Below are 24,264 nucleotides of genomic sequence, written 5' to 3' on the forward strand. Positions count from 1 at the left end.
TCTATAAACAGCGTTGGTGAGTTCAAAAATGGTCGGCAACTGTCCGCGTGGTTAGGGTTGACGCCGTCTCAATACAGCAGTGGTGACAAAAACTATCTTGGAAAAATCACTAAACGCGGAAACCGAGATTTAAGGAAGCTACTCATTCAGGGGGCAAGAGCAGTGATAAACTGGTGTGAGCGAAAATCGGACCCACTCAGTCTGTGGCTACAGACATTAAAACCCAAGATGCATGTCTGCAAATTGGTCGTTGCTCTCGCGAATAAGCTGGCACGGATTATTTGGGCCGTGTTGGTAAAAAGAGCGCCTTATAATCCTCATTTGGCGTGTGCCTGATAAAGAGAACCATCTGTAAAAGAGCGGTAATACACTGATGTAAAACGGTTTGTCTTATTCAAAACCTGTTAAGGACAGCGGCTATTGAAAAGCCATGCGTGTGTAGAGGAGGATAAGACGTCAATTTGGAACTCATTAGGGCGCAGCAAACTAAACGTTGCTATAACGACGCCGGATATATGTCGCAAGACCGTCGACCATCAATGTTAATCTCCGTTAAGGGTGCCTATGAAATAGCTTAAAGAAAAGACCGACATTAATTTCAATCAGGCCTTGCGAACAGCGAGGTGACCATATATGTCCTTTTACATTTTTTTTACATGTTCCTTTTGCATTTTTTACATTTTTACATTATTGGCAAACTGATACCGATTTCACCATTAAATGATGTCAAGAACATTAGTGGTTATTTCATTGCGTCTATCCTATCCTTTTGCATTTATTTAACTTTTGACATCCTGTTTTGAGGTAATGGTGTGTGTCCCCTTAGCTTATGCCTTAGCTTATTGTGTGTCCCCTTAGCTTGCTCTTCCCCTTAGCTTTTCTTTAGCTTTACTCATCATCTTTCTGTTCCACACGAGTGACCAGCAGTTGGTCTACTTTATAGTCATCAATGTCAACGACCTCAAATTTGTAGCCTGAGAAGGTGACCGAGTCGGTACGACGAGGAATTTTTTTCAGCATAAACATCATAAAACCAGCGATGGTTTCGTAGTTTTGAGAGTGTGGTAATTCGTCAATTTGCAGCGTGCGCATCACATCGGTGATAGGCGTTACACCATCAACCAGCCAAGAGTGTTCATCGCGAGCAACAATTTGCTCTTCACCTTCGGCCAGCACCCAGCTACCCATTACTGCGCTTTGTAAATCATTAAACGTCACGACGCCAAGTACTAGCGCGTATTCGTTCATTACCACAGAGAAGTCGACGCGATTGGTTTTAAAATAATCCAATGCTTCGGATAAGCTCAACGTATCAGGGATGATAGGGCAGGTTTGAACCACGCTGCTGCTTTTTAAGTCCAAAGTTTGCTCGTTAATAAGGCGAATCAACAGCTCGGTTGAATTGACGAAGCCCTTAATCGCATCAAGTTGTCCATCACAAACAAGGAACTTGTGATGTGGGTTGTCGGCGATTTTACGTTTGAGCATGCTTTCATCGTCATCAAGAGAGAGAAATGCGATGTTTTCGCGTGGCGTCATGGCTGAAGTAACAGCAATGGATTGCATCTGGAACACGCTTTCCATCATCTGTTGCTCATTGGTATCGAGTACACCTGCTTCTGCGCCTGCATCCATAACCGCGTAAATATCATCACTGGTGATGTCGTCATTACGCTCCGCGGGAACGCTGAAAGGCAGCGACGATGAGTCAGAACAAGCGAGCCCAATATCTGGTAAAGGAAAAAGCGGCGATAAGGGCAACCACAATAGTGGTAAAGATAAGGGTGGCAAAGGCAAAGACAAATAGTGTTTGAGCTGTGATCAAAAAGCCCCGCTCATTGCTGAGCGGGGCTTTTGTGTATGATGGCTTACCTAGTCGATCAGCCCGTAATCGCGAGAAAGGATATCGATGATTTCCTGCTTCGGATTGTCACTTAGTTTGATCTCTTGGCCAGTAATTTTAGCGGCAATGCTTAGATAAGTCGTTGAAATATCGATCAGTGATTCTAATGGTAACGCATTGTCACGAGCCAAAGCCTCACGTTCATCCATTCGCTCTTTGTTGAGCAAAATGTCTGGATCTGGGAAGTAACTAAGTAGGAATTGGCGGAAACCTTCTTTTGAGTTCTCGACGATTCGACCTTGATTGTACTCTTCCTCATCCCAAATTCGTGATGAATCGGGTGTACCAACTTCATCCATGTATATGAGCTTTTCGTTACCTGCTGCGTCAGTCACGTAGCCAAATTCGAATTTAGTGTCGACAAAAATCTGGTCGACTTCGGCAAGTGCATTGCTGATAACCACGAAACCTTCACGAAGTAATTTTTCGTAAAGTGCGATGTCTTCTGCTTTAGAGAAGTTAAAGGCAGCGAAGTTATCCTCGATATTTTTACGAGTAATATTAACATCGTCAGCTTCAGGTACACCTGAGATGCCTTTAAGAATGCCTTTTGTCGACGGTGTCATGAGCAACTCAGGAAGCGGCTTATCTTTCTCTAGCCCTTCTGGTAGTTGAATTCCACAGAATTCACGCTCGCCTTTTTCGTATGCACGCCACATTGAGCCAGTAATATATTGGCGACAGATCGCCTCAATCATGATTGGTTTGGCTTTTTGGACAATCCAAACAAATGGGTGCGGAATATCTAGAATATGGCTGTCAGCAAGCCCGTTGTCTTTAAACAACTTAAACCAGTGGTTGGAGATAGCGTTTAGAGCCGCTCCTTTACCAGGAACACCTTTTAATCCACCTTCAGCATGCCAGATACAATCAAAAGCAGAAATACGGTCACTGATCACCATGATAGCCAATGGTGCATCAGGGGCAACATCGTAGCCTTTCTCTTTAATAAGGCGTTTACTGTCTTCTTCCGTCAGCCAATAGACTGAACGGACTTTGCCACTGTGAACGGGTTTATCAGTACGAATTGGGAGATCATCGTTTACGGCAAGAACTTGATCAGCGAGACTCATTTCGACATTCCTATCTTTAGCAAGGTGGGCGACTGCCATTCGCGACAGCCGATATCCAACGCATCATACCAGAACTATTCTGTGCTGCCAGAGAAAAAGCAAACGTTTGCTTATTTTTTTATGTTGCAAGCAAAATGAGCTGAGATTAACAAAAAACAACCCCTCAGAGAGGGGCGATTGGCAGTGTTGATTAGTGAAATTGGTTCACTCTTCCTTCGACGAAGAAGACTTCACATTGATACTGACGAGCATGTTCACAAAGTAGGCTTTGCTCAACAGTAGAAAGATTGTTAGAGGCAACGACAGCACTGGCATTACCGGATTGGATCGCCTTAATGACGATTTCGAATTCAGACTGGGTCTGTGAAGGTTTCATCTGAATAATCTTTTTGCAGCTCACATGGCACGAAGCGAACTGATCATAATTCGGGCGAGGGCACTCAGCAGTAAACAGAATCCATTGCTTTTGATTGGAAAGACCCGCTAGACGATTTAACGTCGTGTCATCGATGTTCATCGGCTGAGTCGGTTGAGCAAGAACATTATATTTTGAAAACGCTGAAGTCTGAGTTTGTGCCTGAATCATAATTACTGTTCCCTTATACATGCTGTATGTGTATACAGTAGTTTTAATCCAAATAAGAAGCAAGCATTTTTGTGGGATTTTTATACGATAAAAACAAAGCCATAGAGGGTGGCGTTTGTTTATATGATTGATATTTAATGGTTTTGTTTGTTTTTTGGAATACTTTTGGGCGTGAGGGCTAAAATGAAAATTGTGAGCTGACGCACTCACATAGCCAGTGTTATCCAGTGGTGGTGGATAACACTGTACAGGTTACTACTGAGGATTATGCGTGAGAAAGCGTTGAGGAAAGTCGCTAAAAATGGCGTCGAGCTTCGATAGATGACGCAATGATTTTGGATTGTTGACGGTATAGCTCCACACCTGAAATCCCTCCGCTTGGAGCCGATAAATCTTGCTGTTGTTAAGGAATTTATAGTTAACGTTGCAGCTAAAAGCAGAGACTTGCTTAAGTAAACGTTCCACCTTAGTCGTTACTCGATCACACAACACGGCGAGTCTGTACTCGGGAATAAGTTGGTGCAGACAACGCACAATGTCGTGGTTAAAGCTCGATAGGACAATGTCTTCAGTTGTGGCTTGGCTGCTGCCTAGCTCTTTAGCGAGGAGTTGACAAACTAGCATTGGATCGTGACGATCGATTTTGACCTCTAAATTAAGTTTTAGCTTGTTCTCTACAGCTAAATTGAGCAGTTCATTGAGTGTCATAATTGTCTGGTTGGCAAACTTGCGGTCGAACCAACGACCAAAATCAAATTGTTTGAGTTCATCCAACGTATAGCGATCAACGCGGCCACGACCGTTACTACAACGGTTGATGGTGTGGTCATGACAGACAACTAGCTGGTTATCTTTGGTTGGTTGAATATCGACTTCTACCCATTTCAAACCAAGCGCGATGGCGGCTTCAATACTGCAACGTGTATTTTCAGGGAAATGTCCGGCGACACCTCGGTGTCCAACAATGATCATATCGAATAATCCTCAAATAGTTCAGAGTGATAGCTTAGTATGAAGTGGTGAAGATGAGTAGATAATAAATAGCTTCTGTTCAATAAATCTGACACTATCAAAACGATAATAACGAGAAAGAGAACTTGAATTTGAACGCTGAAAACAAAGCTGGCTGGATACTATTTGCAACAACAGCACTCGCAGGGCTGGGGTGGATTTTTTCCAAAGAGACGATTCAAGGTTTGCCGCCTTTTGGTTTCGTTGGCTTGCGTTTTCTCGTCGCGTCGGTTTGCTTACTTCCCCTATGTGTTAAGCGTTTTCGCCAATTGACGCTTGCTCTTATTGGGCAGGCGGTTGGAGGAGGGGTGATACTGTCTTTCGCGTTGCTGAGTTGGGTCTATGCGATTTCAATCAGTGAGACATTGGGCGAAGGGGCGTTTATCGTCAGCCTATCGATGATTATTGTCCCTATTATTGCTTGGGTTCTTTACCAAGATAGACCGAAACGAGCATTTTGGATTTCTATGCCTATAGCAGTAGCTGGCTTGGCGATGTTGTCGTTAACCAATGGTTGGAATAGCTCTGCGGGTCAGCTTTGGTTTTTGGCCAATGCGTGTTTACTTGCTCTGCATTTCAACGTTAACAGTCAGCTCGCCCGCAAGGTGCCAGTGTTGTTGCTGACCTGTATCCAGCTATTTGTTACTGGCGTGATTGCACTGCTTATGTCGATGATGTTCGAAACTTTCCCTGAAAGTGTGGACGCTTCCATTTGGGGATGGTTTGCACTGAGCGCCTTGTTAGCAACCAGTTTGAGATACGTGATGCAAACTTTAGGTCAGAAAGGTTGTAATCCAGCCAACGCGGCGTTGATCATGCTCTTTGAGCCAATCTGGACTGTGGTTCTCAGTATTGTTTGGTATGGTGAGCAGTTGTCTGGCAATAAGTTGATCGGTTGTGGGCTGATCTTGGTGTCGCTGATATTCTATCGCACAGATGGGCGGCTATTTAAGAGACGTGTCTAGTCGTTGCGCGATATTTAGATTAAACATCTGATATTTATTTCATAGATAAAATTAAATTAGCATCATTGATGAAATTGTTAGTACAATCCAAAGTTATAGGACAGATCTAACAAGGAAAGATAAATGAAAATCGGTGTGATTGGTGCTGGTTCTGTAGGGGTAGGCGTATGTAACTACCTTCTGACACTAGGAAGTATCAGTGAGCTTGTACTGCTGGATAAAGACTTACAACGCGCAGAAGGCGAGGTCTTTGATTTTAGGCACACAGCCGCTTTGACGTTTTCAAAAAACACCCATTTAGTCCCGACGGATAACTACCTGACTCTCATTGGCGCTGATATCGTCGTGATTACCGCAGGTGCTCAGATCAAACAAGGACAAACACGTATCGATCTGGCTGAAATCAATACCCGCATTGGTGTTGAGATTGCCAAAGAAGTTGAACGCGTAGCGCCTAACGCGACTTTAATCGTGGTCAGTAATCCATGTGATGTCGTGGCTCACTTTATCGCCACCAATACCCATTTCCCGCGTTCTAAAGTGATCAGTAGTGGCTGTGTTATTGATACCGCCCGTTTGATGAGTATTGTCGGCAATCGTGTCAATCTCGACCCCAAGAACGTATTTGGCTATGTGCTGGGTGAGCATGGTAGCCACTGTTTTACACCCAAAAGTCTCATTTCTATCGCTGGTCAGCCCGCGGATTACTATTGTGATACCCACCATATTGAGCGGATCTGTGCTGACGAACTGCTAGAGTCGGTCAAGCAGGCAGGGTATGAGATTTTCAAACGTAAGCAAAATACCACTCACGGTATCTCCGCCAGCGTATTTCGAATCATACAAGCGTTGATGATTGACGAACGCTCTGTCTTGCCTGTTGCTACCTTGCTCAAGGGAGAATATGGCCTGAAAGACGTCGTGCTGAGTTTGCCAACGGTGGTGGGTAAAAATGGTGCAGAAGCGATCTTGCAACATCCGTTTAGTGACGAAGAGATGGAGACACTCAAGCAGATTGCCCAGCAAGTGAATACCGTCGTAGAGCAGGTGGCTAAGATGACTGGCTTATCAACCAGCAAAGCACACTGAGTCAAGGGTATTGATATGAGAGCGCGGTGTGAATGTCGCACTTTTGTGTTTGTATTGTTCTAATTTGTTGGTCAAAGGCATCTGTGACGTCACATATTAGAGCTAATACTCTTTGCAATAGTGATAAGCCTGATAAGTTGAATGTAAATGCAATGTTAAATGTTTAGCGGCTATGAAGATCCATGCTTTAGATGGCTATATCCAAAAAATTTATCTGGTGGAGTATGAAAAAAAGCTGATGTTACTAGATGGTGCATCAAGAGCTGATATTTCGTATCTCAAACATTTAATTACTCATGAGTTGCAACGCCCGTTTAGTGATCTAGCCGCAGTGGTAGTGACACACATGCACCCAGACCATGCGGGCGCAGCGCATAAGCTACGATCGATTACAGGGTGTAAGATAGTGTCGGCAAAACGAGATCATCATTGGTATGGCGGGGTGAGCGGATTTGCAATGCATTTGACCGATATTATGCTGGCGCGTTGGGTTGCGCGACGTAAAAACAAACCGCGGAGAAATTTGTGGTATTCACGAAAGCTGATCGCTGATATTGAGCTTTCAGATGGTGAAATGATTCCTGGCTTTGAAGATTGGACCGTGCTCGAAACACCGGGGCACACCGATAGAGACCTTTCGCTGCATCACCAAGAGAAAGGAATTTTGTATGTCGCCGATCTGATGGTCGAAGTCAAAAAACATCTTATCTCACCGTTTCCCGTCTTCCATCCAAATAAATATCGGGCTTCGATTAAGCGTATCTACAATCTCCAGCCGAAAGTATTGCTGGTTGCGCATGGAGGGCAGGTCGAATTTACTGAGCCTTGGTTGATGTTAGATCCGACTATTCGCACAGTACTTCGCAACTAAGTGCCATTGTCTTCAATATGGCCTTAGTTTAGAATGCGAACCCTTTTCAATTGTACTGCTATTCTCATGTCGCGAATTTTAGTTGTCGATGATGATATCGAACTGTGTCACTTGCTGTCTGATGTTCTGGAAGCTGAAGGTTACCTCGTTGAATGTGTCCACTGCGGTGAGAGCGCACTTAAATACTTAGAAAAGAAGGCCGTAGATCTGGTTTTACTTGATGTCATGCTGCCTAAACTTAATGGTATGCAAGTTGCGCGAAAAATCTGCCAGCGCTTTGCGACTCCTATCCTAATGCTGACGGCTCTCAATGATGAAGAATCGATACTTGATGGCTATCAGTCTGGCGCGGATCAATATATCGCTAAGCCTTTCAAGGTTCCTGAATTACTGACTCGGATCAAGGCGATATTTCGACGTGTCGGTCTAGAGAAACAAAGACAAGCCAATAGTTGCGAGTCTCAAGGTTCGTTTGATTCTTCTCAGTTGCCTTTGACCTGCACCGAGGCTGATTTACTCGGTTATCTGATAAAGAATGAAGGTGTGGTTGTGTCTAAAGCAGAGTTACAGATCCAAGTGCTGAAAAAAGAACTCAGCCCATACGATCGAAATTTAGACATGCACATCAGCAACTTGAGACGTAAGTTTGTGGAAGCCGGACTCTCAAAACAACATATAAAGACGGTGAGAGGCAAAGGATATAGCTTCAACGCCAACGCCAACGCAGGCTAATGACCATGTATCGATTTAGTTTACGCAACAGTTTTGCCCAGCGAAAAGACAGCTTGGTGTTCCAGTTGTTTAGCCATATGGCGGCAGTCATGGTGTCGATACTCCTGTTGCAAGTTATTGCTGAGCAGGCATTAGTTAAAGCGGTGCTCAAGGTGCCGGTGCCAATCAAGCAACATATTTTACAATTGGCTCATCAGGCCAATGTTCTGATCGAAGAAGGGGATATGGATGAACTGGCCGACTGGGCCAACGCACAACCTTATTACCTCTTTGTTCTCGATCGGGACAATCAGCCGCTGTCTCACCGTCAGATGCATCCACACTTCGAATTTAAACTGCGCTTCTTGCGAGAGTTAGATAGCCCCTTAAGCGATACGGTGAGTAAGCCATTGATTGGATTGGGCCTTGATGGTGGCAACACCTTAGTTGTGCAATTGCCAAGTGAAATGCACCCAGCACATCGTTTTCTTGTTTATCTGGCGGTAAGTAAAGTGGTGATCGTCATTACCATGCTCTCGTTGTTTTCGCTGATTTTGGCTAATCAACTGAAAAGACCGTTGGACCGATTGCGCGAGTCGAGTCGTCGACTTGCGTCCGGTGATTTTAATATCAGTGTTGTGAGCGAATTGCGCTCCAACACGCGCGAGTTTAATGACTTAGCTCGTGATTTCGACGATATGACCAAAGAGATCCATGCTTTAGCCCAGCGTCAACGCAACTTGATAAGAGACGTCTCTCATGAACTGCGCACACCATTAGCCAGACAGAATCTCGCACTCCATCTACTTCGAGCAAAATCATCAGATTCACACCGCCCTTTGATTGAGCGATTGGAACGAGAAGTGGATCAAATGGACGTCTTGGTAGCCGAGATTTTAGAGTACAGTCGATTGGAAAACTCTCGCTATGAAGCGAGTTATAAGCCTGTCTGCCTCGAAAGTTTGATTTCAAGTCAGGTTGAGCAAAGCCGTCTCCAACTCAGGCAGCATCAAACGATGACGGTCGATTATGGTGCGAATCTTCCTATGATCGTGACGGATCAGCGCTTGGTACTCCGATGCCTTAATAACCTGCTGACCAACAGCATCAAGTATGCTGGTGATAGCGCTGAAATAAGGGTAAGCGTAGACACTAAATCAACGCACTTAGGCTATGTGGTGGTAGAGGTTTGTGACAACGGGCCAGGCATTCCTCAAAGTCATATTAAGGAGATATTCAGACCGTTTACACGCTTGGAATCCTCGCGCAACAAGCAGCAGGGTGGGTATGGTTTGGGGCTGGCGATTGTCAAAGAGGCAGTGAGTCTGCTTAATGGTAAGGTGATCGCATCCAACCGAGCGACTGGCGGACTGAGTGTTCAGCTCATTTTGCCCATTAGACGTTAATACGACGACGAATCACGCGAAGCGAATGTCATGTGGCATTCGCTTTTGTGCTTTATGGGCAAGGGATTGACGATGAAATGTACGCCCATTGCAAAGATTGTAAATTTAATGCAAATGATATTGGTTATCACTTACACTTCGCTCCATTGAAAATGATGAGGCAGAGCTGCTTTGCTCTGCACAAGCTACGGAGAAGAAAATGTTCACTAAAAGTCGCTTAGCACTGGTTATTGGTACGGTATTGGCGGTACCTGGAGTTTACGCGCACAGTGTTGATACCGATGAACACATGGTGGTTCAAGGGCGTGATTACGGTTATCAGGCAGAGACGAATTCTACCTCTATGCGTATGGAAGTGAGTCAGCTAGAAACTCCGGGACAGGTTGCTGTGATAGGCGAACAGCTTATTGAAGAACAGCGAGCAAGCACTTTGGGAGAGGTTCTAAAGAATGATGCCAGTGTGAGTGCTGGTGGAACAGGCCGTAACCGTGAACGTTTTTCGTTACGTGGTTTTGAAGTTGAAAGTTCATCTGGCTTCTTACGTGATGGTCATCAACATTGGTCTCATTATCGCCAACCTGTCGAGTTACTAGAGCGAGTCGAAGTGGTGAAAGGGCCATCGGGTTTGTTGTACGGTGTCTCTGCCCCTGGCGGCTTGATCAATATGGTCACGAAAAAGCCGACTTATGAGACGCAAGTAAACGTTAGCCAGGATATCGGGTCGAACAATCATTCTCGTACGATGGTTGATGCTAGCGGTGCGCTTAACGAGGCAGAGACATTGCGCACTCGCACGGTGTTGGTGAAAGAAAGTGCGGGTTCGTGGAGAACTTACTCAGACGGTTCCAAACCACAAACTGACCGATTAGTCGCGGGGCTGTTTGTTGATTATGACATTAATGATGACGTCACACTGTCACTTAATTACGACAAAACTAATGATAAAGGCAGTGTTGATTCTGGCGCTCTCTACACTCTAGATGGTCAGCCTGTCAGAGGAAAAGAATTGATATGGGACGCACAGTGGTCTCAAATCGAAAATGATGTAGAGAATATTGGTTTCAACATTGATGCACACCTTTCTGCTGTCTGGTCTGTTAACACGGGCTTTAACTATCAGGACATGGAGCGAACGGATATTGAAAGCTATCCAGACTTCTCTGATTTAGACAGTAACGGTACGGTAGGGCATGGTGGTAACAATCGCCATGATAAGTGGCGTTACAGAACAGGTCATTTCGATCTGATTGGTCATCTTGAATTGGCGGGCATGAGCCATCAGCTACTAATTGGCTCGAACTGGTTGGGATACAGCTATGACCGCAATCAGAAAGGCTTCACGACTCAAGATGTTGCACCTGGCGAAAGCGTGGGAGTACCGACACAAAGCGGTCGAAATATAGTGAGTCATTCCAGCTACGACACTTGGGGCTTTTATGCACAAGACCTGATGACGTTAAACGAGCAGTGGCAGTTACTTGCAGGCGTTCGTTTTGATCGTAAGGTTGCGGATGGCGTTGCTGAAGAGAATATCTCGCCTAAGTTTGCTGTTATCTATCATCCCGCAGACAACGGCAGTGTTTACGCTTCATATGCCGAAAGCTTTGAACCACAAGGCGCGGTGGCAAGTGGTCGCCGCACTTACACCAATGATGGCGCTCTTTTAGACGCAGCAACGGGTGTCTCTTATGAAGTGGGTACTAAGTGGGAATTACTTGATAAGCGTCTATATCTATCTGGCGCGCTATTTGATATCACGCAACAGAATGTTGCTATGGATGTCGAAGATACTATCAATGCCGGCAACTACATCAAAACTCAAGACGGTGAACAGCAACACCGAGGCGCTGAATTGACGGCGCAGGGTATGGTAACAGAGCGAGTGTCACTGTTTGGTTCTGCCATGTATTTGGATGCTGAAATCAGTCAGCACGAGACCTATGCAGGTAACAAACCGAAAGATGTCCCTGAGTTTGCCGCGAGTTTATGGTCTAGCTATGCTGCTACTAACGAGCTAGATGTGAATTTGGGTATTATCTATCAAGGCGCTCGATATGGTGATGATGCCAATACTTTTAAGAAAGAGGGGTATACTCGAGTCGATATGGGGCTTGCCTACACCTATAAGTATGATGCAAACCTTGATATGGTGGCTCGTCTTAGCGTAGAAAACCTGTTTGACACCGATTATTTGGCCGGAGGTGGTGCAACCTCATTGAGCCATAACTACGCGGAAGATGTAGTGATTGGAGAAGGTCGAAACTATATGGCAACACTGCAAATTAAATACTAATCACAGTTGAGTATAATTCTGTGAACGAATCAGGGAGAGGGTAGTACCTTTCCCTATTCCTGTTTAAGTGTAGCGATCATTGCAATTTTGCTTAATGACGCTACTATGAGCATCACCCTAAATGAGATTGCTTCTCAATTATATAATGACATCAGTAAAAACAGACGTTATGAATTCAGTTACGATAAGTTTGGCACTTAGTCTTACCCTCGCAGCAACAAGTACATTGGCTAGCGGTTTAGATACCGCGCAAGGCATTCAAAGCAAGACCAATTCGGCTTCTGCCAGCAGCCAAAAACGCATTGATAGCAGTGCTGAAAAAACACTGTTGCTTAAGGCAGAGATTGAGCAGTTGCAAGAAGAGGTCAAGAACCTCGAAGTCTATCGTCAGCATTTGACATCTTTGGTCAATAGCCAGCAACAAGAGGCAAGTAGCTTAGAGCGCCAGATTGAAGAAATTAAGGCGACACGTCAGGGGATTGTACCTTTGATGTATCAGATGATTGATGGACTGAAACAGATTGTCGCTCAAGATGTCCCAATTAAGTTAGATCAACGCAATGAGCGTCTCGCTAAGCTTGACTCTATGATGACCCGAGCGGATGTCAGTGATGCTGAGAAGTATCGTCGTATTCTGGAAGCTTATCAAATCGAGATGGACTACGGAACAAAGTTGGGGCTTTATCAGGGGCAAGTGATTATCGATGGCGAAAAACGTCAGGCAGATGTGCTCTATGTTGGTCGTGTGTCTCTTGTTGCACGCAGCCTGAATGGCAAAAAATTCTGGTCTTGGAATCAAAATGACTCGAAGTGGTATGAAGTAGACGCTTCCCTAAAATCTCAACTAGATAGCGCGTTTAGTATGGCGGCGAAACAGGTTGCGCCAAGTTTGATCACTTTGCCGGTATCACTGAAAGTTGCGGAGGCGAAGCAATGAGATTCCCAGCCCTAATAACTTTGCTGACCTTAACGGCTTTGCCAATCTATTCTTCGGCGAGTGATTTAGTCTCCGCCGCGAAGAATGAAGCGAAAGTTCAGCAACAGCACAATCAATTACGTGAATCTGGCTTTAAACAAACCGAGCAAGAACTGGCGCAGTTAAAGCAACAACTTTCAAAGCAGAAACAGACACTGCAAGCGCAAAACGACCAGTTAGCCGCTGATTTCAGTCGAAATGAACAGCAGTTAGCAGAATTGGAAGAGAAACTGCGTCTAGAAACAGGTAGCTTGGGCGAGGTGTTTGGTGTCGTGCGACAAAATGCCAAACAACTGCAATCGGAGTTATCTCAATCGGTCACTGGTGCAGGCGCGCAGACGCATACCGAGGCAGTGAATGAGATCGTCGCTGCAATGCAGCTCCCTTCCTTACCGCAGTTGAATGAACTGTGGCTCGCGTTTAGTGAGCAGGTTGATGCTAGCCGAGAGATCGAATCTACGCTTGTGGCCTTTATCGACGGTGAAGGGATATCTCAGCAAACACATGCGCTGCGCTTAGGAGCTTTTGGACTTGTTGGTCAGCAAGGTTACCTCAACTGGAACGGCAGTAAGCAGGTTGCGACAGCGTATATTCAACAACCGGAAAATGGTCCAACGCTAGATACGTTAGCAAACTTGAATAAAGGTCTACCGACAGCGCTAGTCATAGATCCTTCCCGTGGCGTGATGCTAGAGCAACTCGCATTGACCCCAAGTCTTATGGACAGACTTCAAGCGGGCGGTGCTGTGGGTAAAGTGATTCTTGGCTTGCTTGCTATTGGTTTGTTGATTGCTTTGGTTCGTGGTGTAAGTTTATCTGTTGCTCGCCAAAAAATTCGAAGTCAGTTTAAAAATCCTAACATGCCCACGGATAACCCACTTGGTCGTGTGTTGGCGGTTTATGGAAATGGTAAACACAAGACTGTTGAAGCTTTAGAGTTACGCTTGCTAGAAGCGGTGGTTGATGAACAGGCCAGTTTAGAGAAAGGCCTCTCAATGCTTAAATTGCTGGCGGCGTTGGCACCCATGCTCGGTCTATTAGGCACGGTGACAGGTATGATTGAAACCTTCCAAGTGATTACACAATTCGGCAATGGTGATCCAAAAGTAATGGCTGGCGGAATATCAATGGCATTGGTAACGACAGTACTAGGCCTCATCGCTGCCATGCCGTTGTTGTTGGCACACAATATTTTGAGTGCTCAAGCGGAAGCCATCCGTAACATTCTTGAGAAGCAAGGGATCGCTTTAGTGGCCGAGCAGGCGGAACAGGATAATGTCGTGGTTGACGACAAGTTGGGGAATGCAGCGTAATGGACGCGCTATTTGCTCTATTGTCGGAGTTGATCACGACACAATCTTGGCTAAGTGCTCTGCAACAATTTATGCAGCAGGGTGGCCAAGTGCTTTGGTGGTTAGCCTCAGTGGTGTTATTGAGCTGGATTTTACTGATAGAGCGTGTGGTGTTTTTGTGGTTTCAGTTTCCCAAGTTAAAAAAACAGTGGGTGGCTAAATGGCAATTGAGAACCGACCACGACTCTTGGTATGCGCGGTCTATCCGTGATGGTTGGCTATCTGAAGCGCATCGTCAGCTCCACCAACACCTAAATATCATCAAGGTGCTGGTGGCGATTTGCCCAATGTTGGGGTTGTTAGGCACCGTAACAGGAATGATTTCAGTATTTGATGTCATGGCCAATCAGGGCAGCAGTAATCCCAAATTGATGGCGTCTGGTATTTCACTAGCGACCTTGCCAACGATGGCGGGTATGGTTGCGGCTTTAACTGGCATGTTTGCTTACGCCCGTTTACAAAAAGCGTGTCACATGAACGAAATTAAATTAGAAAAATCATTAAGGAGTCAACGATGAGACTCGGTCGACGTCAACAGAGACAAGAAGAAGCGCAGGTCGATCTGACATCAATGCTTGATATTGTATTTATCATGTTGATCTTCTTTATCGTTACCAGTTCATTTGTACGAGAATCAGGTGTAGAGGTCAATCGACCGACTGCATCAAACGTGGTGAGTCAGAAAGAAGTGGGGATCTTTGTCGCTATTACCTCGGCCAACGATATATATATCGACAAACGTGTTGTTGATGTAGAGCGAGTGCAGGCGACGCTTGAACACTTGATGTTGGACAAGCCGGACGCGTCATTGGTTATTCAGGCGGACGAACACGCGTACAGTGGTACCGTGGTTAAGGTCATGGATGCAGCCAAGAGCGCAGGTGTACGCAATATCGCATTAGCAGCGGAGAAGATCTAGTGATGCGATTGCTATTAGCGATACCGCTTGCGTTCGCGTGTGTGCTCGCGATATTCAGCGTGATGGCACTGATGGTAGACAGTGGTCAACGATCTGTCCCCGACACAAGCCAATCGCTCAGTTTTAACATGATCATGTTGGAGAATGAGCAAGACGTGCAGAGACGTCAACGCAGTGTCCCAGAACCGCCTAAAGCACCGCAGATGCCGCAGCATATGCCGACTTCTCAAGCGAATGCTGAACAGACTCAATTATCTCCGGTTTCTCAACCTTCACTAGGTCTCAGTACTGCGATCGAAGGATTGGCGATTCGCGCCCCGAGTTTTGGCGATTTTGGGGTTAATCAACAGGCGATGCCACTCTATCGAGTTGAGCCTAGATATCCAAGCCAGGCGGCAAAGCGCCGCATTGAAGGTTATGTTGTGATTAAATTTACCATTGACCCAACAGGTAGACCGACGGATTTAGAGGTGCTAGATGCTAAGCCCAAGCGCACCTTTGAGCGAGAAGCTATCGCAGCACTCAAAAAATGGAAGTATCAGCCGAAGATTGTCGATGGCAAAGCCTTATCGCAATTCGGTCAGACGGCTACAGTGGAGTTTAAAATAGCGCCATGATTAGACATCTATTCGTCGTTTTTCTTGTGTTGTTTTCCGTGATGGGAACCGCCCAAGAGTTGAGTCAATATAGTGCGATTCGTGTACAAAAGGCGCACCAGTTGGCGCAAAATGACCAGCTCAAAGAGGCGATTAACGAACTTCAGCAGATCGACACATCAAGAGCTTATGACCAAGCATTTATCGCTCGTATGCAGGGTGTTTTTTTATGGCAGGATGGTCAAGTGGATGCCGCGATTGGGCAGTTAACCAAGGCGGTAATGAGTGGACTGCTACAAGATGAACAGGCTTGGACTACCCAGAAAATGCTGGCAGATCTGCATCTTAGCCAGCAAAACTATCAACTGGCTCTCAAGCATTACTATTCGTTGGTTAAATCCGCTGCCGAGAAAACACCAATAGAAGATGTGTGGCTACGTATTGCTCAGTCTCATTATCAACTTGAACAGTGGAATAAGGTAATTCCGGCAGCGAATCACTATCTGAAGGCATCGGCCAGTGACCGAATTCAGCCATTATCACTCATTTTGGGCGCACAATTGCAGTTAAAACAGTGGTCACAGGCGATTCCAACGCTAAAACAGTTGATTGCTTTGCAACCTGAGAAGCTTAATTGGTGGCGACAGTTAGCGAGCTTGCAGATGCGGGTAGGGCAAGACAAAGAGGCTCTGGATACGCTCTCTCTGGCCAAGCTGAATCAGCTAGCATTAACGCAAAATGATCGCCGTATTCTCGCCCAGCTCTACGCTAAACGAGGTGTACCGGAGCGTGCAGCGTTGGAAATTAGTGAGCTCGAAAACGCATCTAGTGACGTAAAACTGTTGGTGGAACAGGCCGTCTATTGGCAATCGGCAAAGGAATGGAGCAAAGCGATAGAGGTGTGGAGGCAGGCCGCGCAGTTAGATAAAGACTATCATTGGAATGTTGCCCAGTTAATGGTACAGCAGGGACACTATCAACAAGCTCTGCCAGTACTAAACAAAGTCGAGGGGCACAAAGAACAAGTGGCGTTAGCTAAGACGCGTGTACTATTCAAGTTAAATCGAGTCGAAGATGCCCTTATTGAGGCAAAACGCGCTGAGCAGATAGAGCCTTCATCGCAGGCGAAAAGTTGGATTCGATACCTCACTCAGGTGAGAAAAATGGCGGATTCGCCTTCGAGTTAAAGCAAACAAAAAAGGGAAGCGCAATGCTTCCCTTTTCCTTATCAACGAATGAGGCTATTTGTTGTTGGAGCAGACAAACTCAGCACGCCACAATAAGCGTTCGGACTGTTTCAAATTGGTCAATAGCTCCTGCCCAGACATTTGTGGATAAGCATGCATCACCGTCACATCCTCGCCTTGATCTGACTTTTGGTAAGCCCTGACATGAGTAAACGTGCTCGCTAGGTTGTTGGAGAGCATACTTCTTGATAAACAAATGCCGAAAATATCCCTTTTCATCGCCTTTTCCTCTGTCATACCTTCAGCCAAAATAGTTGTAGTATTTATGTGAAATTTGGCTGGCCAAACTAACGTTTTGCACAATGGCTGTGCTCAACAATTATACGAAAAATCTGACTGCATTGCGTAAAAAATGACCATAAATATTCATGATCTAGATCAAATGTTATACCGATTTCATATTTCAAAATGCCTAATAACCCCAAGGCAAACGTTTTCTTTATGCGGCCTGGTGGCTTTATAACCACTGTCAATATTTTATCTTTGTGGGCTTCACATATTACTCATCCTCCAATCGTTGGCTTGTTATCCGAATGTTATCCTTTAGGTGGAAAAAGGAGTATTTATGAAATGGAGTAGCATCAGTTTTCGTAAACGAATGCTGATTATTATGACGCTATCTGGCTTAATCGAGTTGCTGTTACTCGTTGCAGCTGGCTTTGTCTATATTAAGCATGCCCAAGAAGATGAGATGGGGCAGAAAGCGTTGGGAATTGCTTCATTTCTTGCCGAATCTCCTTACGTAATTGAAATGATCGAAAATGGCCCAGATGAAGAAAGTCAGGAACGCTATCGAACGCTGACGACCTTAATTGGTGCTGCTTTTATTGTTGTCGGTAACAACGAAGGTGTCCGTTTAGTGCATCCGTTGGATGAGCGAATTGGTAAACCAATGAAAGGCGGGGATAACGATCGAGCTCTGATCGATGGACAATCTTACGTTTCGATCGCTAAAGGCTCGCTTGGTTATTCCGTCCGAGGAAAGTCGGCAGTATTCAATACGCAAGGGCAAATCATCGGTGTCGTCTCAGTCGGTTATCTAATCGACAGACTACAAGACCGAATAGAACCGTTTTTGATTTACCTGATCCTGATGGCATTTGCTGTTGTTGGCGCCAATGCGATTGTTTCGAGCTATGCGTCACGTCGCTTTCAGCGTGCGATTTTAGGCTTTGAGCCCGAAGAAATTGGGCGGTTGTATGTTGAGCTTGATGTTACTCTCGAAACCCTTAAAGAGGGAATTCTAACCATTGATGATAAAGGCAAGTTGCGGTCTATCAATAAGAGTGCGTGCCAAATATTAGGCCTCAGCAAAGAGCAGTCGCTTAACCAACCATTAAGTGAAGTACTCCCAGACAGTGACTTGCAAACCGTGTTGCAAACAGCTCGTACAGACCATGATATTAACCTCTACCTCAACAAGCAGCGTTTGATTGCCAACCGAAGTCCCATCATTGTTGATGGCAAAGTGGTGGGGGCGGTGTCGAGTTTTCGCTTGAGAGACGACCTGACCGAATTGACTGAGCAATTGGCTAAGACCAAAGAGTATGCAGAAATGTTGCGCTCTCAGACTCATGAGCATCGAAATAAGCTCAATACGATTAGCGGCATGGTTCAGATGGGAGAGCTGGAAGCGGTGCAATATTTGATCGGTCAGGAAACTGAGCACTATCAAGCATTGATCGAGTTTTTACGAGAAACAGTCAAAGAGCCTCTGATTGCGGGTATGTTATTAGGCAAAACTGAACGTGCAAGAGAGCTTGGTCTGCGTTTAGTGGTTGAAGAAGGCTCTCGTCTCGAACCTTTACCGAAACGAATTAACCCAGAAGATCTGGTCACGATTCTTGGTAATTTAATCGACAATGCATTCGATGCGACGCGTGAAGCGATAACGAAAGAGACCTTATTTGCCCCCCACCGACGTACGATTGAAGTCTCAATTAGTGACTTTGGTAATGAAGTGATTTTAGAAGTAATCGATCAAGGATGTGGGTTGCCTGAAAACATGAGTGTAGAATCATTGGTAAGACGGGGCGTCTCGAGTAAAGATAAGGCAACACGAGGAGTGGGCTTATATCTCATCAATGAACTCGCAATTCGTTATCACGGTGAGTTGGAAATGGTCAACAATAAGCAACATGGAGCAAGGATCACGGTGTACCTACCTAAGGAAGAACAGATATGACCTCAGTAACGCGAGTAATGATCATTGAAGACGATCTCGCGATAGCGCAACTCCATCAACGCTACTTAGAGCAGATGGATGGCTATGAAGTAATTGGCATTGCGACGACAAAGCGAGAAGCGGGTCTTCAGTTAGAGGTATTAGCGCCTGACTTATTGTTGTTAGATGTTTACCTTCCCGACGGTACTGGGTTAGAGATTTTACATGAACTGCGCAGCAACCATTTAAGTTGTGATGTCATTCTGATTACCGCTGCACGCGACGTTGAAACGCTACAACAGGCGATGCGTGGGGGCGTGGTCGACTACTTGCTCAAACCGGTCGTATTTCCGAGACTTGAAGTGGCACTCAAGAAATACATTTCGCAGAAGCATCAGTTGAATCACGCAAGTGACTTGGACCAAAACATCGTGGATAAGATGCTCCAATCGACACCTTCCAACGAGTCGCCTAAGAATCGTTTACCCAAGGGGATTGATGGGGTAACGCTCGAAAAAATCAAAACGCTATTTGTTGAACATGTTCATCTTACTGCGGATGAAGCTGGGGAACAGATTGGTGCGAGTCGCACCACTGCGAGACGCTATTTGGAGTACCTGATTAGTACAGGTGAACTAGAGGCGGATCTCAACTATGGTTCAGTTGGTCGACCAGAGCGCACCTACAAAAAAGCCAATTAGAGGCTCTACTGAATAGGGTGTTTCCTAGACGGAATCGTTATAGACCTCTACATTAATAAGTAGAATGTTATTAATTTGTAGGGGTCGTATATGCGACTTTTGACATGTTTTTTGATGGGTATGTCCTTTCTCGCTGTTAGCGTAAACGGTAGAGAGCTCAATCAATTAAACTATCTCACCGAACAGTATCCTCCTTACAATTATCAGAACGATGGCGTAGTACAAGGTATTGCCGTTGATGTGTTGGCTGCCGCGAGCGCTCATATTGAAAGTCCTGTTGGTCTTGAGGCGATTCAGGTTCAGCCTTGGCCAAGGGCTTATCGCACTGCATTGATTAAACCTAATACTGTCCTTTTCTCAACCACGCGAACCAAATTGCGAGAGCATATCTTCCAATGGGCTGGACCAATAAGCACGACGAGGATTGTGGTATTAGCAAAACGCTCACGCAATATCGTCATCAACCAAACCATAGCATTAGCTCAATATCGTATAGGGGTCATCCGAGATGATGTGGGTGAACAGCTGCTATTGGAGTTGGGTGTACCGCGTGATTCCATGATTGAAAGCTCAGTACCGGATATGCTGGCGAGTCAACTAGCCAAAGATCGCATTGATTTATGGGCCTATGAAGAGAACGTTGCCAAATGGTGGCTAAAGAGCGCGGGTTACAGCACCGAGGAATATGAAGTGGTACACGTACTTCGTGAAGGTGAACTCTATTTTGCATTTAATCTGGAAGTGGACAGAAAACTTGTGTCTCAATTGCAAAAGGGAGTCGATGCGTTGAAAAAAACAGTGGGTGAAAGTGGTGTAAGCCGCTATCAAGAAATCTTAAACAAATACCGTTAGGCGATGATATGAAATTATTCGTTGTACTGTTATGCGCTCTTGCGCCGTTGACCTGGGCAAAAGAAACCATCACGCTCACTCTAGCCTCGCAAATTGATGGCGGGCATAGGTATTACCATGAACTTCTTTATGAAGCGCTGAGCAATGCGGGTTTTGAAGTTTTCATTGAAGAGCCCAGTGAACATATCCCGCAAAAGCGAGTGCTTAAGATGGTGGAAGCCAACCAGTTAAGTATGACTTGGCTAATCAGTACGGCGGAGCGAGATCGTCGTTATATCGCAGTTGATGTGCCCTTAACGAATGGGTTGATTGGCAAGCGAGTGCTGCTAATTCCGCCTAAACTGCAGCCAGTATTTGATAAGGTAACCTCACTCGAAGAGCTACAAGGCATTGATAAGGTCGCCGGTATGGGGATCAATTGGTATGATGCCAAGGTATGGCAGAACAATGGTCTCAACGTCTACCTTCAGGATGGTGAATGGCGAGTTTTGTACAACCTCCTCACCACCGACGGTAAGGTGAACTACTTTCCTCGTGGTTTGAATGAGATCGTTACGGAGTCGCAGCAAAACCCTCACCTTGCAATAGAGCAACGTCTAATACTCGTTTACGAACGCGACTTTAAGTTCTATCTCTCGCCTAATATGGCACCATATCGTCATAAGATTGAACAGGCATTACTCGATGCCAAACGCAGTGGTTTGATAGATCGCCTAGTTGAAAAATATTGGGGCGAAGACATTAAACAAATCAAACCAGAGCAAAGAGTAGTCATAAAGTTAGCCCTACCTGCCTCTGCCTCTCAAAAACGTTAACCACTTATTGCTGTCTGGGTATAATATCGAATAATTAAATATCAAAAACAAATATCCACTTTATATAGGGTTAGCAGAAACCAGATGGAAAGCGTTTTCATAGTTGTTGCCATATTGGTCATTTTCTTCGTCGTTATACAAAAGCGTTATCTTAAACAAGATGAGCTAAAAGACTGCTCGTATAAAAAGAAAGGCCCACTTCTTACAGGACAAGAGTCGGCGTTTTACAACGCATTGATTACGGCAGTAGGGCATCATGGAGTGGTGATGAGTAAAGTGAACTTGTCCAATGTGATCGCCCCATTGGCGACGGACAAGAAACAGTGGTTTATTGCCAACAATCGCATCGCTAAAAGCTATTTTGACTACGTTGTGTGCGATCCTCGCACTCTTGAAGTTCGTGTCGTTATTGAATTAGACAATGGCAAAGAGTTGGATAAAGGTAAGGTCGAACGGCAAAAGCTCCTGATGCATGTGTGTAAGTCGGCTGGGATCCCTCTGATTGGAGCCAACATCAAACATAGCTATCAGGTGAGTAGATTGCGCCGATTACTTGCGGCACATATTGATCTGATTGAACCCGAAAAAGAGGTTCGTTTTTGTAAACGTTGCGGAAGTCCAATGGTGATTAAGACCGCCAGCCAAGGTGAGCACAAAGGTCGACGTTTTTTCACCTGTAGCCGTCAACCACATTGTACGTACACTGAAAATTATAATGTTGTATTCGAAGAGGGACAGCAGAATTAGGGCTGTAAAAAACTGAGTTTAGAAGGAGAAAGGTTGCAAACTTTTACCTGATTGCGGCCATTCTTTTTAGCGTGATAGAGTTCTTTATCTGCTTCTCTGAGAACAGATTCTAAGTTGGCATAGTGGTTACATAGGTAAACACCAATGCTGGCGGTCAGCGCAATGGGTTCTGCTGGTGTATTAAAGCAATAACATTCGATGGCATTACGAATTTGTTCCGCTTTCATTTTTGCCGAATCCAATCCCGTGTCGTGCAAAGCGACGCAAAACTCTTCTCCCCCAATGCGATAGACCAGATGTTCGTCACTCAGTGAATCGAGTAAGGCGGCGGTTTGCATCAACACTTTGTCACCCACATCATGACCATAGCGATCATTCACTGATTTAAAAAAGTCCAAGTCTAAGACAAGCAGAGACATAGGTAACTTTCTACTTTCATTGCGATACCGTTCAAAGTTGTGCGAGAGTGCGTGGCGGTTGTAAACGCCAGTCAGAGCATCACGTGAGGCGAGTTGCCCTAAAGATGCTTCAGAGACTCTTCGCTTAACCTCAAGCACGTGTGCGGTTACCCATATCGCGAGAAACACTAAAGAGAAGTTAAGTACCAAATGAATCGAGCTGATCAAATCCTCGCCCATAATACGATGCAGTACAATGGCTAACTGAGTAATAAAGCCAACACCAGTGGCGAGAAAGCCATAGCGACGACCAAGGATTAGGTAAAACACGACAGGGAACAAACAAGCCCAAAGGAAAACCCCGTACTTAATGGGATAGTAATAAGTTGCAATTGAGGTTGAGGCAATCAAGCAATATACATAAGTGGTAACAAGTGGCTTTGAGGTATATTTGCGATAGGTGAAGTAACCAACAACAAGAGACAGAACACCAAAAGCCGCTTCATTGCAATGATGAAAACTATAGGTACCAGAAGCAATATTAACGACAGTTAAAAAGGCAGACATGACGGCCAAAAGCATACTGAGCCAAAATAACACAGCTCGACGCAATTGCCGCGAAGGGTTGAATATGTCGAGCTCCATTCGAACCGCCTTCTCCAGTGAGTAAACATATGCTCATTTATGAATATCCACTCATAATATTCTTTTCATGTTGAGAATCAAGGCAAGAAATAATCCCACTTCACACTAATATAACAGATTTGATTATTGAGGCTAAAAAAGCGATCAAACGCACCTCGAATGAACATCGATTTCGTTGCTTTAGTCGCACATGCCGATAATAGGAAAGCATTGAACCCCTCAGCAGATCATAGAGTGGCGAGGGGCAGAAAGAACGGTTTATGAAGTTTGAAATTGTTTCATTAAGCGCTGTAAGCCTTCTATCTTATCAACAAGATCACTGGTACGTTCAATCGACGATTGTGACGTACATAAGGTTTCGTCAGACTGATTCTTAATGTTGACGATATTGGTGTTGATCTCGTTAGTGACACTCGCTTAGTTCAGATTCAGAGTAACCGGCAACGCCACAAAAATCCTCGTTGGCATGAGTAATATGACTTGATGAGTTTGTGGTTGATATTAGGTTTGCAGAAGCGCAGTAATCTTTGTTGAGCGTTGTTTCATCCATATTTTTTGACTCTTTCTCATGTTTTGGCATTGCTACGTTTAAGAATAATTATGTTTAGTTATTGTTTTATTTGACTTAAAGCGGCGCATGATAACTATGCACACACCCATTAGTAATTGATGTGAATCAATTTGATTAATTAATTTCATATAGGGTTGTTGAAACATGATTACGAGCAAAACTCTGTTGCAAAATTGAGCTTATTACACTTTGTTTCGTGCTGTATGAGATGTTGATTCAAAATATTGCCAGGGTGTGGTGACATTTCTATCACTGTGGATGAGAGGTGTGAACAGATATTTCAATCTATACAAATATCGCATAAGGAATGATTGGTGATATTTTATCCAAATATCCATTAATGTAATTAATTTACTGATTTTAGTTGGTTAAA

At 44.9% G+C, this 24,264-nt stretch carries 25 protein-coding genes and 2 pseudogenes; 19 read left to right on the forward strand and 8 right to left on the reverse strand.

Translation table 11 applies throughout. The annotated features are described in order from the left end of the window. Positions 1-336 (forward strand): transposase (locus tag DA100_RS03430; protein ID WP_138970888.1); only part of this gene is annotated, 336 nt, incomplete at its 5' end. Between the two features lie 552 nt (positions 337-888). Here DA100_RS03430 and DA100_RS03435 read toward each other — a convergent pair. Then, positions 889-1,701 (reverse strand): annotated as a pseudogene (locus tag DA100_RS03435) (hemolysin family protein); the annotation flags it as partial. Between DA100_RS03435 and DA100_RS20835 the strand changes: the two are divergent. Then, complete coding sequence (locus tag DA100_RS20835) at positions 1,661-1,807, forward strand: hypothetical protein (protein WP_171052128.1); 147 nt, start codon at positions 1,661-1,663, stop codon at positions 1,805-1,807. The pseudogene DA100_RS03435 and the gene DA100_RS20835 overlap by 41 nt on opposite strands. A gap of 65 nt (positions 1,808-1,872) precedes the next feature. On the opposite strand, the gene DA100_RS03440 is transcribed toward DA100_RS20835, so the two are convergent. From DA100_RS03440 to DA100_RS03450, 3 genes are all read right to left on the reverse strand, one after another. Next, a complete protein-coding gene (locus tag DA100_RS03440) occupies positions 1,873-2,976 on the reverse strand; it encodes a phosphoribosylaminoimidazolesuccinocarboxamide synthase (protein WP_138970889.1) in 1,104 nt (367 codons plus the stop codon). Positions 2,977-3,166: 190 nt separating this feature from the next. Continuing rightward, positions 3,167-3,562, reverse strand: a complete 396-nt coding sequence (locus DA100_RS03445; RefSeq protein WP_138970890.1) for a SulA-like leucine-rich domain-containing protein — start codon at positions 3,560-3,562, stop codon at positions 3,167-3,169. Between the two features lie 255 nt (positions 3,563-3,817). Next, a complete protein-coding gene (locus DA100_RS03450) occupies positions 3,818-4,534 on the reverse strand; it encodes a glycerophosphodiester phosphodiesterase family protein (RefSeq protein WP_138970891.1) in 717 nt (238 codons plus the stop codon). Positions 4,535-4,665: 131 nt separating this feature from the next. Between DA100_RS03450 and DA100_RS03455 the strand changes: the two genes are divergently transcribed. The 12 genes from DA100_RS03455 (at position 4,666) to DA100_RS03510 (ending at position 16,938) form a co-directional block, all read left to right on the forward strand. Further along, a complete protein-coding gene (locus DA100_RS03455; RefSeq protein WP_138970892.1) occupies positions 4,666-5,538 on the forward strand; it encodes a DMT family transporter in 873 nt (290 codons plus the stop codon). Positions 5,539-5,661: 123 nt separating this feature from the next. After that, on the forward strand, positions 5,662-6,627 hold the full coding sequence (locus DA100_RS03460; protein WP_138970893.1) for an L-lactate dehydrogenase: 966 nt from the start codon (positions 5,662-5,664) through the stop codon (positions 6,625-6,627). 172 nt (positions 6,628-6,799) lie between these two features. Next, complete coding sequence (locus tag DA100_RS03465; RefSeq protein ID WP_138970894.1) at positions 6,800-7,498, forward strand: MBL fold metallo-hydrolase; 699 nt, start codon at positions 6,800-6,802, stop codon at positions 7,496-7,498. Positions 7,499-7,564: 66 nt separating this feature from the next. Beyond that, complete coding sequence (locus DA100_RS03470; RefSeq protein ID WP_138970895.1) at positions 7,565-8,230, forward strand: response regulator transcription factor; 666 nt, start codon at positions 7,565-7,567, stop codon at positions 8,228-8,230. Positions 8,231-8,235: 5 nt separating this feature from the next. Beyond that, complete coding sequence (locus DA100_RS03475; protein WP_138970896.1) at positions 8,236-9,615, forward strand: sensor histidine kinase; 1,380 nt, start codon at positions 8,236-8,238, stop codon at positions 9,613-9,615. 199 nt (positions 9,616-9,814) lie between these two features. Beyond that, positions 9,815-11,908, forward strand: coding sequence for a TonB-dependent receptor (locus tag DA100_RS03480; RefSeq protein WP_138970897.1), 2,094 nt, complete (start codon positions 9,815-9,817; stop codon positions 11,906-11,908). A 169-nt stretch (positions 11,909-12,077) separates the two neighbouring features. Beyond that, positions 12,078-12,845, forward strand: coding sequence for a DUF3450 domain-containing protein (locus DA100_RS03485; RefSeq protein WP_138970898.1), 768 nt, complete (start codon positions 12,078-12,080; stop codon positions 12,843-12,845). Continuing rightward, complete coding sequence (locus DA100_RS03490; RefSeq protein WP_138970899.1) at positions 12,842-14,197, forward strand: MotA/TolQ/ExbB proton channel family protein; 1,356 nt, start codon at positions 12,842-12,844, stop codon at positions 14,195-14,197. The genes DA100_RS03485 and DA100_RS03490 overlap by 4 nt, the downstream gene beginning before the upstream one ends. Beyond that, on the forward strand, positions 14,197-14,754 hold the full coding sequence (locus DA100_RS03495; RefSeq protein ID WP_138970900.1) for a MotA/TolQ/ExbB proton channel family protein: 558 nt from the start codon (positions 14,197-14,199) through the stop codon (positions 14,752-14,754). The genes DA100_RS03490 and DA100_RS03495 overlap by 1 nt, the downstream gene beginning before the upstream one ends. After that, on the forward strand, positions 14,751-15,155 hold the full coding sequence (locus tag DA100_RS03500; protein WP_138970901.1) for a biopolymer transporter ExbD: 405 nt from the start codon (positions 14,751-14,753) through the stop codon (positions 15,153-15,155). Before DA100_RS03495 ends, DA100_RS03500 begins: the two co-directional genes overlap by 4 nt. Next, positions 15,155-15,772, forward strand: a complete 618-nt coding sequence (locus DA100_RS03505; RefSeq protein WP_138970902.1) for an energy transducer TonB — start codon at positions 15,155-15,157, stop codon at positions 15,770-15,772. Before DA100_RS03500 ends, DA100_RS03505 begins: the two co-directional genes overlap by 1 nt. After that, positions 15,769-16,938: a BTAD domain-containing putative transcriptional regulator gene (locus DA100_RS03510; RefSeq protein ID WP_138970903.1), complete on the forward strand. Its 1,170-nt coding sequence runs from the start codon at positions 15,769-15,771 to the stop codon at positions 16,936-16,938. The genes DA100_RS03505 and DA100_RS03510 overlap by 4 nt, the downstream gene beginning before the upstream one ends. A 54-nt stretch (positions 16,939-16,992) precedes the next feature. On the opposite strand, the gene DA100_RS03515 is transcribed toward DA100_RS03510, so the two are convergent. Continuing rightward, positions 16,993-17,217, reverse strand: a complete 225-nt coding sequence (locus DA100_RS03515) for a hypothetical protein (RefSeq protein WP_138970904.1) — start codon at positions 17,215-17,217, stop codon at positions 16,993-16,995. Between the two features lie 346 nt (positions 17,218-17,563). On the opposite strand from DA100_RS03515, the gene DA100_RS03520 reads away from it, so the two are divergent. From DA100_RS03520 to DA100_RS03540, 5 genes are all read left to right on the forward strand, one after another. Further along, complete coding sequence (locus tag DA100_RS03520; RefSeq protein WP_138970905.1) at positions 17,564-19,183, forward strand: sensor histidine kinase; 1,620 nt, start codon at positions 17,564-17,566, stop codon at positions 19,181-19,183. Then, positions 19,180-19,863, forward strand: coding sequence for a response regulator (locus DA100_RS03525; RefSeq protein WP_138970906.1), 684 nt, complete (start codon positions 19,180-19,182; stop codon positions 19,861-19,863). Before DA100_RS03520 ends, DA100_RS03525 begins: the two co-directional genes overlap by 4 nt. Positions 19,864-19,953: 90 nt before the next feature. After that, positions 19,954-20,715: a transporter substrate-binding domain-containing protein gene (locus tag DA100_RS03530; protein ID WP_138970907.1), complete on the forward strand. Its 762-nt coding sequence runs from the start codon at positions 19,954-19,956 to the stop codon at positions 20,713-20,715. Between the two features lie 8 nt (positions 20,716-20,723). Then, on the forward strand, positions 20,724-21,530 hold the full coding sequence (locus DA100_RS03535) for a hypothetical protein (protein ID WP_138970908.1): 807 nt from the start codon (positions 20,724-20,726) through the stop codon (positions 21,528-21,530). A gap of 84 nt (positions 21,531-21,614) precedes the next feature. Beyond that, entirely contained in the window at positions 21,615-22,277 is a 663-nt protein-coding gene (locus DA100_RS03540) for a DUF2726 domain-containing protein (protein ID WP_138970909.1), read from the forward strand. Here the strand turns inward: DA100_RS03540 and DA100_RS03545 are convergent. From DA100_RS03545 to DA100_RS20840, 3 genes and pseudogenes are all read right to left on the reverse strand, one after another. Then, the gene (locus tag DA100_RS03545) at positions 22,274-23,320 is read right to left on the reverse strand and encodes a GGDEF domain-containing protein (protein WP_138970910.1); all 1,047 of its coding nucleotides are present in this window, start codon (positions 23,318-23,320) and stop codon (positions 22,274-22,276) included. The two genes, DA100_RS03540 and DA100_RS03545, sit on opposite strands and share 4 nt — an antisense overlap. Before the next feature lie 258 nt (positions 23,321-23,578). Next, positions 23,579-23,737, reverse strand: a pseudogene (locus DA100_RS21225) (chemotaxis protein); the annotation flags it as partial. Continuing rightward, entirely contained in the window at positions 23,724-23,870 is a 147-nt protein-coding gene (locus DA100_RS20840) for a hypothetical protein (protein WP_171052129.1), read from the reverse strand. The gene DA100_RS20840 and the pseudogene DA100_RS21225, both read right to left, overlap by 14 nt. Positions 23,871-24,264: the final 394 nt, after the last annotated feature.

The sequence above is a fragment of the Vibrio sp. Hep-1b-8 genome (assembly GCF_006124995.1).
Taxonomy (GTDB): domain Bacteria; phylum Pseudomonadota; class Gammaproteobacteria; order Enterobacterales; family Vibrionaceae; genus Vibrio.

Bases quoted from the DNA above. Each gene is read 5' to 3' on its own strand.
- DA100_RS03465 (WP_138970894.1), top strand. From the start codon at position 6,800: ATGAAGATCCATGCTTTAGATGGCTATATCCAAAAAATTTATCTGGTG.
- DA100_RS03470 (WP_138970895.1), top strand. From the start codon at position 7,565: ATGTCGCGAATTTTAGTTGTCGATGATGATATCGAACTGTGTCACTTG.
- DA100_RS03520 (WP_138970905.1), top strand. From the start codon at position 17,564: ATGAAATGGAGTAGCATCAGTTTTCGTAAACGAATGCTGATTATTATG.
- DA100_RS03450 (WP_138970891.1), bottom strand. From the start codon at position 4,534: ATGATCATTGTTGGACACCGAGGTGTCGCCGGACATTTCCCTGAAAAT.
- DA100_RS03510 (WP_138970903.1), top strand. From the start codon at position 15,769: ATGATTAGACATCTATTCGTCGTTTTTCTTGTGTTGTTTTCCGTGATG.
- DA100_RS03495 (WP_138970900.1), top strand. From the start codon at position 14,197: ATGGACGCGCTATTTGCTCTATTGTCGGAGTTGATCACGACACAATCT.
- DA100_RS03490 (WP_138970899.1), top strand. From the start codon at position 12,842: ATGAGATTCCCAGCCCTAATAACTTTGCTGACCTTAACGGCTTTGCCA.
- DA100_RS03440 (WP_138970889.1), bottom strand. From the start codon at position 2,976: ATGAGTCTCGCTGATCAAGTTCTTGCCGTAAACGATGATCTCCCAATT.
- DA100_RS03530 (WP_138970907.1), top strand. From the start codon at position 19,954: ATGCGACTTTTGACATGTTTTTTGATGGGTATGTCCTTTCTCGCTGTT.
- DA100_RS03525 (WP_138970906.1), top strand. From the start codon at position 19,180: ATGACCTCAGTAACGCGAGTAATGATCATTGAAGACGATCTCGCGATA.
- DA100_RS03480 (WP_138970897.1), top strand. From the start codon at position 9,815: ATGTTCACTAAAAGTCGCTTAGCACTGGTTATTGGTACGGTATTGGCG.
- DA100_RS20840 (WP_171052129.1), bottom strand. From the start codon at position 23,870: ATGGATGAAACAACGCTCAACAAAGATTACTGCGCTTCTGCAAACCTA.
- DA100_RS03540 (WP_138970909.1), top strand. From the start codon at position 21,615: ATGGAAAGCGTTTTCATAGTTGTTGCCATATTGGTCATTTTCTTCGTC.
- DA100_RS03500 (WP_138970901.1), top strand. From the start codon at position 14,751: ATGAGACTCGGTCGACGTCAACAGAGACAAGAAGAAGCGCAGGTCGAT.
- DA100_RS20835 (WP_171052128.1), top strand. From the start codon at position 1,661: ATGTCGTCATTACGCTCCGCGGGAACGCTGAAAGGCAGCGACGATGAG.
- DA100_RS03545 (WP_138970910.1), bottom strand. From the start codon at position 23,320: ATGGAGCTCGACATATTCAACCCTTCGCGGCAATTGCGTCGAGCTGTG.
- DA100_RS03515 (WP_138970904.1), bottom strand. From the start codon at position 17,217: ATGAAAAGGGATATTTTCGGCATTTGTTTATCAAGAAGTATGCTCTCC.
- DA100_RS03445 (WP_138970890.1), bottom strand. From the start codon at position 3,562: ATGATTCAGGCACAAACTCAGACTTCAGCGTTTTCAAAATATAATGTT.
- DA100_RS03460 (WP_138970893.1), top strand. From the start codon at position 5,662: ATGAAAATCGGTGTGATTGGTGCTGGTTCTGTAGGGGTAGGCGTATGT.
- DA100_RS03535 (WP_138970908.1), top strand. From the start codon at position 20,724: ATGAAATTATTCGTTGTACTGTTATGCGCTCTTGCGCCGTTGACCTGG.
- DA100_RS03475 (WP_138970896.1), top strand. From the start codon at position 8,236: ATGTATCGATTTAGTTTACGCAACAGTTTTGCCCAGCGAAAAGACAGC.
- DA100_RS03485 (WP_138970898.1), top strand. From the start codon at position 12,078: ATGAATTCAGTTACGATAAGTTTGGCACTTAGTCTTACCCTCGCAGCA.